At 39.0% G+C, this 12,525-nt stretch carries 12 protein-coding genes and 1 riboswitch; of the genes, 11 read left to right on the top strand and 1 reads right to left on the bottom strand.

Going from position 1 to position 12,525, the window contains the following annotated elements; all coding sequences use genetic code 11:
• Position 1 precedes the first annotated feature (1 nt).
• On the bottom strand, positions 2-715 hold the full coding sequence (locus QZ413_RS00885; RefSeq protein WP_297074609.1) for an alpha/beta fold hydrolase: 714 nt from the start codon (positions 713-715) through the stop codon (positions 2-4).
• A gap of 187 nt (positions 716-902) precedes the next feature.
• Between QZ413_RS00885 and QZ413_RS00890 the strand changes: the two genes are divergently transcribed.
• The 11 genes from QZ413_RS00890 (at position 903) to QZ413_RS00940 (ending at position 12,263) form a co-directional block, all read left to right on the top strand.
• The gene (locus QZ413_RS00890) at positions 903-1,538 is read left to right on the top strand and encodes a lysozyme family protein (protein WP_297074611.1); all 636 of its coding nucleotides are present in this window, start codon (positions 903-905) and stop codon (positions 1,536-1,538) included.
• Positions 1,539-1,552: 14 nt separating this feature from the next.
• Positions 1,553-2,383, top strand: a complete 831-nt coding sequence (locus tag QZ413_RS00895) for a DUF368 domain-containing protein (protein WP_297074612.1) — start codon at positions 1,553-1,555, stop codon at positions 2,381-2,383.
• A gap of 136 nt (positions 2,384-2,519) precedes the next feature.
• Entirely contained in the window at positions 2,520-4,334 is a 1,815-nt protein-coding gene (dnaG, locus tag QZ413_RS00900) for a DNA primase (protein ID WP_297074613.1), read from the top strand.
• Between the two features lie 14 nt (positions 4,335-4,348).
• Positions 4,349-5,455, top strand: a complete 1,107-nt coding sequence (gene rpoD / locus QZ413_RS00905; RefSeq protein WP_297074615.1) for an RNA polymerase sigma factor RpoD — start codon at positions 4,349-4,351, stop codon at positions 5,453-5,455.
• Positions 5,456-5,615: 160 nt separating this feature from the next.
• The gene (locus tag QZ413_RS00910) at positions 5,616-7,778 is read left to right on the top strand and encodes a cell division site-positioning protein MapZ family protein (RefSeq protein ID WP_297074616.1); all 2,163 of its coding nucleotides are present in this window, start codon (positions 5,616-5,618) and stop codon (positions 7,776-7,778) included.
• A 28-nt stretch (positions 7,779-7,806) separates the two neighbouring features.
• On the top strand, positions 7,807-8,697 hold the full coding sequence (locus tag QZ413_RS00915) for a S1 RNA-binding domain-containing protein (protein WP_297074617.1): 891 nt from the start codon (positions 7,807-7,809) through the stop codon (positions 8,695-8,697).
• A gap of 73 nt (positions 8,698-8,770) precedes the next feature.
• Entirely contained in the window at positions 8,771-9,235 is a 465-nt protein-coding gene (locus tag QZ413_RS00920; protein WP_297074618.1) for a Fur family transcriptional regulator, read from the top strand.
• 92 nt (positions 9,236-9,327) lie between these two features.
• Positions 9,328-10,218 (top strand): site-specific tyrosine recombinase XerD, encoded by an 891-nt coding sequence (gene xerD, locus QZ413_RS00925; RefSeq protein ID WP_297074619.1) that lies wholly within the window; start codon positions 9,328-9,330, stop codon positions 10,216-10,218.
• 11 nt (positions 10,219-10,229) lie between these two features.
• The gene (locus QZ413_RS00930) at positions 10,230-10,994 is read left to right on the top strand and encodes a segregation/condensation protein A (RefSeq protein WP_297074620.1); all 765 of its coding nucleotides are present in this window, start codon (positions 10,230-10,232) and stop codon (positions 10,992-10,994) included.
• A complete protein-coding gene (gene scpB, locus QZ413_RS00935; protein WP_297074621.1) occupies positions 10,972-11,547 on the top strand; it encodes an SMC-Scp complex subunit ScpB in 576 nt (191 codons plus the stop codon). Before QZ413_RS00930 ends, scpB begins: the two co-directional genes overlap by 23 nt.
• Positions 11,547-12,263 carry a pseudouridine synthase gene (locus QZ413_RS00940; protein WP_297074623.1) on the top strand — a complete coding sequence of 239 codons (717 nt, stop codon included), beginning with the start codon at positions 11,547-11,549 and terminating at the stop codon, positions 12,261-12,263. Before scpB ends, QZ413_RS00940 begins: the two co-directional genes overlap by 1 nt.
• 64 nt (positions 12,264-12,327) lie before the next feature.
• A riboswitch (FMN riboswitch) is annotated at positions 12,328-12,460 on the top strand.
• Positions 12,461-12,525: the final 65 nt, after the last annotated feature.

A 12,525-nucleotide genomic window follows, 5' to 3' on the forward strand; every position in this document is an offset into this window, starting at 1 on the left:
CTTATCCTCTCAAAAAATTTAATACTTCATGATTAAACAATGCGGGGGAGGTTCTTGCCAAACGATGTCCGTGATTGGCAACAAGCACAAAGCGGGAGTTTGGAATCGCTGAGGCGATCGCAAACGAATGCTCTACTTTGATGACATCTTTTTTGCCCACAATCACGAGTGTTTTTGCCGTGATATGGGCTAGATCTGTTTTCGTGATCTCTGTATCTTGAATCATGAGCCGAATAATAGGCGTCTTGGCCTTAAAATAAGGGATGAAACGTCCAAGTAGCCAAACACTAAAGTATTCGATATAAGTCAACCACTCGATGACTAAACGCATACCATGAACTTCGATATTGCCAGCATTGAGTACGAGTTTTGCCACACAATCTGGATACTCAGAGGCAAACGCCATGGCAATATTCGCACCATCACTAAAGCCTAATAAGTGGGCGCTTTTTAAGTGTTCTACTTCGAACAAACGTTTGACATCGTGAGCCATTAAACGATAGGAGATATGTTTGGCCACATTTGTTGATGCACCATGACCACGGCTATCAAGCACGATCACTTGGAAATACTTTGCAAAAGTAGGAACTTGACGTTCAAAGTACGCGCCGGTGTTTCCATTTCCATGCAACAAAATCAATGGAAAACCATGACCGTAAATACGATAAGCTAGCGTTGAACCATCTTCAAGAAGGAGTGTTTTTGATTGTTTCAAAGCATCACCTACTTTCCATCCTTACAATATAACAAGCAAATCGAGTGCCGTACACCTTTATTTGCGAACACTATTGTAAGATTAAAGCTTTAATTTTTATTAAAAACACCGATTTTTTTTTTACAACGATAGACAGATAACGCCCTAAAAGGTAGGCTATAAAGAGCGAAAGAAGAGGTTGATACAAATGTTAAAAAAACTGGATACACTTTTCTTTTTGAGCTTACGAATTTTTTGTGTCACGATTGTACTTGCGACTTGTTTTATGGTGTATCGCAATTATCAAATTTTAAAACAAGTTCATCAGTTTGATACTCAAGTTGAACAAGCCCTTGTAGAAAATGGGATCTCAGAATATAAAGATTTGGCATTGAGTATTATTTTTACTGAATCGAAAGGTAAAGGCGAAGATCCAATGCAAAGTTCAGAAAGCTATACGGGCGAGACAGGTCAAATTTCAACACCTACTCAGAGTATAACACAAGGCGTCGCGTTTTTGGCACAAGCGATTCAACGTTCAAAAGAACTCAAAACCGATATTTGGACTGCCGTTCAAGCATACAATTATGGGTTAGATTATATTGATTATGTAGCAAAAAATGGAGGGGAAAATACAGTAGAATTAGCTGAAAGCTATTCTAAAGATATTTTATCACCGCAACTAGGCAACCAAGAACGAGAACAATATCGTTACTATGCTTGGCGATCATTTTTATATAATGGGGGTTATTTGTATCATAATGGTGGGAATATGTTTTACGCAGATCTAGTGAAGACGAATCAATGGAAAATTAAATTGAGTAATTCATTATTTGATACTTAAAAAGGAGATTGAGGATGGAGCAGAAAAAAAGGCGTAATGATTGGGGTTTACGATTTATTAAAGGGATGTTTATTGGATCAGGATTTATTTTACCAGGAGTCAGTGGTGGTGCTTTAGCCGCGATTTTTGGAATCTATGAGCGGATTATTTCGTTTTTGGCGCATTTAACCCGTAACTTTAAAGAGAATGTCCTCTTTTTTATTCCGGTTGGGTTAGGCGGGATTACGGGTGTGTTTTTACTGTCGTTTTTGGTTAGTTTTTTATTAGGTGCATACGAAACGATCATTTTATGGTTTTTTGTTGGTTGTATTATCGGAACATTACCTTCTTTGTTTAAAGAAGCGAAAAAACATGGACGAACTTCGCGGGATTGGTTAGCCTTTGCTATCAGCTTTGTAATCGGCTTTTTATTTTTATGGCAAGGAGCTGCTTTATTTACCGAAGTCGATCAAAATTTGGGGACGTGGACGATTGCTGGAGGATTGATTGGTTTAGGCATGATCGTTCCTGGACTTAGCCCGTCAAACTTTTTAGTCTATATGGGCATGTATAAAGCGATGTCTGATGGGATCAAAACGCTAGACATAGCAGTAGTACTACCGATTGCAATCGGTGGGATTGTCACTGTATTGGTCTTCTCTAAGCTTGTGGATTTTATTTTGTCTCGCTGGTACGCGTTGTTCTTTCATGTGATTTTAGGGATCGTATTAGCATCTACGGTAATGATCATTCCAATCGACTACGCTGGAGTCAGTGCATTAGGCTATGTAAGTTGTGTCATCTTGCTTGGTTTAGGAATCGCATTAGGGGCATTTATGAGTCGTTTAGAAGAGCAATATAAGTAATCAAAACACTTGAAATCTTATGAGTTTATGATACAATAATAAAAGTAGAATACTGTCAAATTGGGAAAATCGCGCTAATGACCATTAGTGCGATTTTTTACCGATGTTTCATGCACCCTTTTAGGAGGTGAAAGCGATGAGTAAAATTCCTTCTGAGGTCATTGATGATATTCGAGAACGGACGAATATCGTGGAAGTTGTAGGACAATATGTCCAACTAAAAAAATCTGGACGTAACTACTCTGGATTATGTCCGTTTCATTCAGAAAAAACACCATCATTCACAGTGGCAGAAGACAAACAGATCTTCCATTGTTTTGGCTGTGGTAAAGGTGGAAATGTGTTTCGTTTTGTGCAAGAAATCGAAGGTCTATCGTTTGCAGAATCCGTCGTAAAAATCGCAGATTTAGAACAAATCGAACTGGACGTTCACTATCGAGATCAAGCACAGACGTCAACGAATACACAACATTCGCCCTTATATGCGTTACATGAAAAGGCGGCACAATTTTATCATCATATTTTAGTCAATACAGCAGTTGGCCAAGAAGCTTTGACTTATTTGTACAATCGCGGTATGACAGATGAATTGATCGAAGAATTTCAAATCGGGTTTGCTCCACCACAACGAGAATTTTTAGAACGAATCTTTGAAAAAGAAGCTTATGATAAAACGACGTATATAGAATCTGGTTTATTCATCGAACGTGATGATGGCTCACTTTTAGATCGGTTTTATCAACGAATCATGTTTCCGATTCGTAACGGCAATAAAAAAACGATTGCGTTTTCTGGACGTTGGTTTGAGTTGTCAGATGAAAAAAGCGAGCAAGCCAAGTATCTCAACTCACCAGAAACTCCAATTTTCAACAAGCGAAATGTGTTGTTTAATTTGGATAAAGCTAAAGCAGAGATTCGTAAACAAGGAACGGTGTATTTATTTGAAGGCTTTATGGATGTCATTGCCGCTTTTCGTGCTGGACTGACTTCTGGTGTAGCCTCGATGGGGACTAGTTTGACCAGCCAACAGATTCAACGATTAGAGCAGTTGGCTACGAATTTAGTTTTTTGTTACGATGGCGATCGCGCGGGTCAAGAAGCGACTGCAAGAGGACTTGATTTATTACAAGAACATAGCCGTTTGCATTTAAGTGTGGTGCAACTAGGCAATGGGATTGATCCAGATGAGTTCATACAACAACATGGCGCCAAAGCGTTTTTGCAATTAGTCGAACATGAGCAACAAACACCGTTCTCATTTACTGCTGATTTTTTGGCCAAACAGTATAATTTAAAAAACGAAAAAGAACGTGTCGCTTATTTAGAAATCGTCTTAAAAGAACTTGCTAAAGTCAATTCCTTGATTGAGCAAGATCAATATTTAACACAATTGGCTGAAAAATTTGATTTACAGCGTGCGACGTTAGAAAAACAAGTGCAGATGTACCAAAAAGAAGTACAGCCAATTCAATTTCAAACAAAACCAGTAAATGTGCCGTTACGACAGCAAAAAAAAACGTTGGCTCAACGAGTACAAGAGTTATTGTTGTACCGAATGATGCACGAAAGCAGTTATCGTACAAAATTTAAACAAACTACTGGAGTATTTTTAAATGAGCAATACCAGACTTTGTATGTATTGCTAGATACGTATTGTGCAACGCAAGAAGAGTTTGAAGTCGCTCGCTTCTTAGATTTTTTACAAGAGGAAGAATTGCGCACGCTTGTGTTGAATATCGTGGCACAAAATGTGTCGCAAGAAGGTTCCGACCTGGAATTTCAAGAGTTGATGAAACAGCTCGAACTAGCGCGTATTACACACGAGATTCAAGAAAAGACACTCGCACAAAAACGTGCGACGCAACTAGGCAATAACGAACAAGAGATAGCATTAGCAATGGAAATTATTGCATTGACGAAACAATTAAAGCAGATACAAGTATCGCACTGAAGGGGGCCTCTTTCATGGCAGAAGAAGCAAAAAAAACATATGAAAAAGCAGTAAACGACTTTATTCGAACAAATAAAGTCAAAGGACAAGTAGTTTATAGCGAATTGACCAATCAATTGGCAACACCGTTTGAATTAGATGCAGATGGCATGGATAAATTAATTCAAAAAGTGGAAGACGCAGGAATCAGTGTAGTAGATGAAAATGGTGAACCTTCTGTTCATGCATTAAAGGCAACTCAAAAACAAGTAAAACAAGAAACAAAGGAAGATCTCTCTGCACCAAACGGCGTTAAGATCAATGATCCTGTTCGGATGTACTTAAAAGAAATCGGCCGTGTACCATTGTTAACAGCAGCTGAAGAAGTCGAGTTAGCGTTAAAAATCGAAGAAGGCGATCAAGAAGCAAAACAACGTCTTGCTGAAGCGAACTTACGTCTCGTTGTAAGTATTGCAAAACGTTACGTTGGTCGTGGTATGCAATTCTTGGATTTAATTCAAGAAGGAAATATGGGTTTGATGAAAGCTGTTGAAAAATTCGATTACCGTAAAGGATTTAAATTTTCAACATATGCAACTTGGTGGATTCGCCAAGCGATCACACGTGCGATTGCTGACCAAGCACGTACCATCCGAATTCCAGTGCACATGGTTGAAACCATCAATAAATTGATTCGTATCCAACGTCAATTACTTCAAGATTTAGGGCGCGAACCAACACCTGAAGAAATTGGAGCGGAAATGGATCTAACAACTGAAAAAGTACGTGAAATCTTAAAAATCGCTCAAGAACCAGTATCATTGGAAACGCCGATCGGTGAGGAAGATGATTCACATCTAGGTGACTTTATTGAAGACCAAGATGCTACAAGTCCTGCTGAACATGCAGCATATGAATTACTAAAAGAACAATTAGAAGATGTGCTAGATACATTGACGGATCGTGAAGAAAATGTATTGCGTTTACGTTTTGGAATCGATGATGGCCGTACTCGTACGCTTGAAGAAGTTGGGAAAGTATTTGGTGTAACGCGTGAACGTATCCGCCAAATCGAAGCAAAAGCATTGAGAAAACTACGCCATCCTTCTCGTTCGAAACAATTAAAAGACTTTTTAGAATAAAGATACTGGCAGTGGCTTTTAGAAGCGTAAGCTTTTGAAAGTCACTGTTTTTCGTTTATAGAGTTTCGTTTACAGTCTTGTAACTTTGCTTTTTTTACGTTTTATTATAGTGTATGATAGAAGTACTGTGAATGAAAGAAAAGGAGTCGAGTGGTACTACATGAAAACTTGTCCAAATTGTGGTTTTGAACCACTTAACGGGGATTTAATTTGTCCCAATTGTAAAGCAGAAATAAAAGAGAATATCGCCAAAAAAATCAGTGAAGATCAAGTCGATCATCCTGAAACAAGTGAAGCGGTCGAAAACGACAATATAGAGTGGGCGGAATTAAAAGAAATTTCTTTAGGGGAAGTCATGGATCAATTTCATCATCTTTATGATGAAACGAGTGTGGAAGAGCCAACTGAAGTTTCAAAAACGGTCGATCGTCCAGAACGCGATTTAGCAGAGACACCTGTAACAGAGTTTGAAGATGATCCGATTTTAGCGGCTTATCTAAAAGCGTACAAAGAAGGACGTCATTTAGAAGCACAAGAAGAAATTAAAGCATTGATCCGCCAAAAAGAAACAGAACAAGCAAGTCAAGAAACGGATCACACCGAGGAACAAACAGATCCGTTACCAAACGATGCTGCGTTTGTTCAACCAGAAAGCGAGCCATCTGAAGATGAAGAAAAGGATACTATAGCAAACATTTCGGAATCTAAAGAACTTATGGAGCCAAAAGAGCCGACGGAAACAGAAGAGATAGCGGAAACAGAAGAAACAGAAGAAACAGAAGAAATAAAAACAGCGAATACTAAGGAAACAAAAGAGATAGCAGAACATGTAGATCTAGAAGCAAAAAGTCTGCCAATTGTAGCTAACGAAGTTATAGATCAAGATATGATTTTAGAAACGAGTGAAGCGTTGATCGATGAAGTCACATCGTCAACACCTACAAGTGAAGCGGAGCAAAAAGTTCAAAAGGCTGTAGATCTTTTAAACCAAGAAACGACTACGAAGGTCATTCCTGAAGCTGCTTCTGAAAGTTTTATCCCAGCTACTGATACCTTGGCGACCAATCATGAGCAAAATCAATCACCAAAAGAAGAACCAAAAGAAGAACCAAAAGAAGAACAGCCTCTAAAAACGAAGCGTGTAAAACGTTCGCGTAAAAAATGGTCGAAGAAACAAAAGCGTATTGTATGGTACACAGTAGCGGTGATCGCTATCATCAGTGTGAGTGGTGGTGTGTATTATGCACATCAACAAGAGCTTGAACGTCAAGCCCAAGCAGCGTTAGTCAAAAAAGAACAAACTGTTGCCACGATTAGCCAAGAGGTAAAAGCATTATCTACTTTGAAGACAGAGCCAATCATTAAAAGTACAACAACGAAACAACAATTACTGGATTATCAAAAACAATTGACAAACTATAAAGGAATCAAAGACGAAAAAGCAACCAATCAATTCTTGACTACACTATTGACACAATATGAACAAGAAACGACATTAAACGAGCAATTCGATTCACCAGTTTTAGTCGACGGTCAAGTAAATGAAAAAGCTTATGTTGTCGATACCCAAACGTTTTTAGCGGTGCCACTTAACGGTGATACGACTTTTGAAAAAGCGTATAATCAAGCCGTAGCGATCGGTCAAAAACAGGTGGAACAAGCGCAAACAGTGAAAGAAGCAGTAGCAAAACTCACTTCTGGACTTAAAGGTGAAGAACTGGCTACAAGTGTCACCAATACGACATATGCAGATACCTTAAAACAAGTCAATGCATTAAAGGATACGGCATTAAAAACCAAGCTTACAAATGAATTAAAACCAGTGAAAACTGCTTTAGATAAACGCGAAGCAGCGGCAAAAGCCGCTAAAGCGCAAGCGGAAAAAGAAAAAGCAGCGCAAGCAGCCGCGGCTGAACAACAAGCAAGTGAAGATGCGATGTTAGCTAAAATTACAGCCAATACGCAATATAGTCAAGCTAGTCAGGTGCTTTCGGCATCCACACCTGTAAATAAAGAAAATCGCCCCATTATTGCATCACGTCAAAGTGATATCGATAATAGTACAAGCGAAGCGTGGCAGTGGGCAGATGGCGTATATGACTCAGTGATCAATCAATGTATTGCAAGAGGGTATATCGTCTCAGGTGGGTTTTATTTGCAACGTGCGCGGATTGAAAATGGGCAAGGATATTATAATCTATATGCGACCACAAATGAATCTCGTTTATTAAGTGGAGTTGGAGAATCAGGGATACCGATGTATATCGCGACGATCAATGACAAAACTGGCTTCTTTAAAGGAAATGGAAATGGAACGAACTAAGATCTCTTAGTTCAAAAGGAGAACAACTATGAATGAATTATTAGCAAGTATCTTTACTGGCTTGATCATTGATGAAAATGATCAGGCGTATTATGTACAAAAAAATGGTGTGACGTTTCGTTTGTTAAAATCAGAAGGAGAACACAAATTAGGTGAAGCAGTAGAAGGATTTGGATATCAAAATCAAAGTCAAGACAATTGTTTTACCACTCAAATTCCTAAAAGTCGTAAAGGACACTTTGCCTTTGCGACGGTTAAAGATGTTCGTCGAGATCTAGGCGTATTTGTAGACATCGGCCTACCGGATAAAGATATCGCCGTATCCCTTGATGAATTGCCTACGATGCGTGAACTGTGGCCTAAAAAAGGGGACCGTTTGATGGTCCAATTAACAGTCGATGCTAAAAATCGTATTTGGGCTTCAATAGCAGAAGAAAAGATTTTTAGAGCATTATCTAAAAATGGAACGCCTGATTTGAAAAACAAAGATATTTCAGGAACTGTTTTTCGTTTGAAATTAATGGGAACGTATCTGTTGACCGACGATTTTTATATTGGATTTATCCATCCATCTGAGCGTTTTAATGAACCTCGTTTGGGTGAAGTCGTCAATGGTCGCGTCATTGGAATCCGTCCTGATGGTGTGTTGAATCTGTCGTTGAAACCACGTGCACATGAAGCTATCAGTGATGACGCTGCTATGATCCTAGCGTATCTGGAGCGGACACCGACACGTACGATGCCGTATACAGATAAATCTGATCCAGAAGCAATCAAGCAAATGTTTGGGATCAGTAAAGGGCAGTTCAAACGTGCAATCGGGCATCTATTAAAAGCGCGTTTGATCAAACAAGCAGATGGACAAACACAATTACTTGCACCAACTCCTCAAGAAGACTTGTCGAAAACTGAAAAGTAAATTATAATGATTCTAGTATAGAATCCTTTACCAATTGTGTAAATGAGAATAATGATAAAGTAGGTGCATGCTCGTGAACACTGTTTCTGCCTTGAAAAAAACGAAGCAGCAACTTCATGATTCCGGATTTAAATTGACTCCTCAACGAGAAGCGACGGTCTTGGTATTATTGGAAAATGAAAAAGAGCATCTTTCTGCTGAAGAAATTTACTTTTTTGTGAAGAAAAAAAGCCCAGAGATCGGCTTGGCTACGGTCTATCGCACATTAGAAATTTTAACAGAATTACATGTCGTCAATAAAGTAAGCTTTAATGATGGCGTTGCGCGTTATGATCTAAGAAAAGAAGGTGCGGAACATTTCCATCACCATCTGCTGTGTTTAGAGTGTGGCAATATTGAAGAAATTGAAGAAGACCTTTTGGGCAGTGTGGAAGAAGTTGTCGAAGATCGCTATCGTTTCATCGTAAAAGATCATCGATTGACGTTTCACGGGATTTGCCATGAGTGTCAAGAAAAGATCAAACAAGCAAAAGAGTAATCTTTTGCTTGTTTTATTTTGGTGAAAATCAGTATCGTTTAGCTAAAAAATTTGTTATGATAGACCAATGAAGATGGGAAGGATGTGAGACTATGAATGAGCAGATCGAAGAATACTTGCATTATTTGACAATCGAGCGAGGCTTGTCAAGTAATACTAGACAAAGTTATGCTCGTGATCTCACCCAATATATGACGTTTTTGACAAAGCGAAACATCAGCGATTGGCAACAAGTCGATCGTTATCTCGTGATCGATTTTTTAGAAACATTGCAACAAGCAGGTAAATCGACCGCGACCGTGACACGGATGATTTCAAGTTTGCGCCGGTTCCATCAATTTTTACGTCAAGAGCGTGTAACAGATCATGATCCAATGCAACATATCGAAACGCCAAAAAAAAAGCAAGCACTGCCAGATACATTGAGTCTTGAAGAAGTTGAGCGATTGATCCAAGCGCCTGATACTCAGACAACTTTAGGTATTCGCGATCGTGCGTTATTAGAAGTGATGTATGCAACTGGACTACGTGTCAGCGAAGTGATCAACTTGCGTCTAAGTGATATCCATTTAAATATGGCGCTACTTCAAACATTAGGTAAAGGTGATAAAGAACGGATCGTCCCTTTAGGTGATTTGGCAATCGAATGGATCGAACGTTATTTAGACGAGTCACGACCACTACTTGTCAAAAAAAATCCAGACGAGACGGTCTTATTCGTCAATCATCATGGCAAACAATTAAGTCGCCAAGGAGTATGGAAAAATCTAAAACAAATCGTACGCGATGCAGGGATTTTTAAAACGGTCACTCCACATACATTACGTCATAGTTTTGCTACACATCTACTTGAAAATGGTGCAGATCTTAGAACAGTTCAAGAATTACTAGGACATGCAGATATTTCGACCACACAGATCTATACACATATCACTAAAAAACGAATGACCGAAGTGTATAAACAATACTTTCCTCGTGCATAGGAGTACATAAAATGGAAGAAATGAAAGTCAAATTAGCAATTTTCGAGGGACCACTCGATTTATTGCTTCATTTATTAAGTGAATTGGAATTAGACATCTATGAGATTCCGATTTCTGAAATCACCGATCAATACTTAACGTATATTCACGCGATGAAACATCTTGAATTAGAAGTTGCAGGTGAATATTTGGTGATGGCAGCGACATTAATGGCGATGAAGAGCCGAATGTTATTGCCAACAGAAGAACTTGAAGAAGAATGGATCGATTTTGAAGAAGAAGATCCTCGAGAACAATTGATTGCGCAGTTGATCGAGTATAAAAAATACAAACAGGCTGCGCAACGACTGTCCTCGTTTGCACTTGAGCGCAGTGCCTTTTTTCATAGCGAACCACTCGAACTAGAAGCGTATCAAGAGATTCCCAGTGAACTTGCTGCAAATCAATTTAATACGATCGACTTGTTCTTAGCTTTTCATCAGTTATTAGAAAAGAAGAAAAAGCGTCAGAAAATCGAAGCTTCGATCGCAAAAGATGAAACGACCGTAGATGAAAAAATCGAATGGATCACCAAGCAATTACAGACTAATTTTGTATTTGGCTGTACGCTGGAGACATTATTAGTCACCGGGACAAAAGAAGAGCTTGTCACTACATTTATGGCGATGCTTGAATTGATGAAGTATCAAAAAATTAAAGTAGACCAACCTTCTCAGTATGAAGAAATCAAGATCTATCCAGGAGAAAACTTACATGAAGTCATATCAAGAGATTGAAGCATTACTCTTTATCGTAGGTCAAGAAGGCATTGGCTTAAATGAGCTAAGTACGATCTTACAACGATCAAAAGCAGTAGTGTATGAACAAATCCAGCAATTAAATCAGCGTTACGAACAAGATCCAGAGTGTGCCTTTTGTATTTTGGAAACAGGACAACAATTTAGTTTAGCGACCAAACCACTACTGGCTCCTTTATTAAAAGAATACGCGCGCTCTCCGCTTGCAGGACGTCTATCCCAAGCGGCATTAGAGACATTGGCGATTATCGCTTATAAACAACCTATCACGAGAGTCGAGATCGAAGCGATCCGCGGGGTTAAGGCCTCTGGATCACTGCAAAAATTAGTAGCACTACAATTAGTAGAAGAAAAAGGTCGCGTGGATGGACCGGGACGTGCGATTATGTACGGGACATCGACTTATTTCATGAATTATTTTGGGTTAAAAGATTTAAGCGAATTACCAGATTTAGATGTCATGACGGCCGATTTAGAAGAACCGATTCAAGATCTTTTTGAGCCGATTATCGATATAGAGGAGAACGAATAATGGAACGAGTACAAAAAGTAATTGCGCAAGCAGGGATTGCTTCACGCAGAAAAGCAGAACAATTGATTTTAGAAGGGCGTGTGGCGATCAACGGACAAGTCATTCGGGAATTAGGAACAAAAGTCAGTAAAAAAGATGAGGTTGCTGTAGACGGTGTGCCGATTAGTAGTGAGCAAGACGTGTACTTTATGTTTTACAAACCTCGAGGGGTTATCTCGGCAGTAAGTGATGATAAAAAACGTAAAGTCGTTACCGATTATTTCAGTGATGTTTCTGAACGTATCTATCCAGTAGGGCGTTTGGATTATGATACATCTGGTTTATTGTTGTTGACAAATGATGGTGATTTTGCGCAACGTTTAACACATCCCAAGCATGAAGTAGAAAAAAAATATGTAGCAAAAGTCAAAGGTGTAGCATTACCACAAGATCTAAAGCCTTTGACACGAGGGATTCGCTACAAGGGTGAAAAATATGCACCTGCTCGCTTTGATATTTTATCTACCGATCATCAAGCAAAGACGAGTATCGTACAATTGACGATTCATGAAGGAAAAAACCATCAAGTCAAGCACATGCTAGAAGCAGTTAAATTGCCTGTCCAAAAATTAAAACGGGAGCAGTATGGACCCTTGACGCTTGGAAATTTACGTCCAGGCGAATTTCGTGAGTTATCGAAAAAAGAGATCAATGCACTTTTAGAAAGTAGTAAATAACAAACGAATTACTTGAGAAGAGAAGCAAAGGCGTGTATAATAACCCTATCAAATAAAATTTAAGGTTCGTCTTCAGGGGCAGGGTGAAATTCCCGACCGGTGGTAATAGTCCACGAACTGCGATACACAACCGTGTGTTGTAGCCGATACGGTGTAATTCCGTTACCGACAGTACAGTCTGGATAAAGAAGATAGGGCGTATTTGTTTTGTCTAAATTAATCAAAACAAGTACCCTATTTTCGTATACGAAAATAGGGTACT

Source organism: uncultured Enterococcus sp. (assembly GCF_913775425.1).
Classification (GTDB): Bacteria; Bacillota; Bacilli; order Lactobacillales; family Enterococcaceae; genus Enterococcus_G.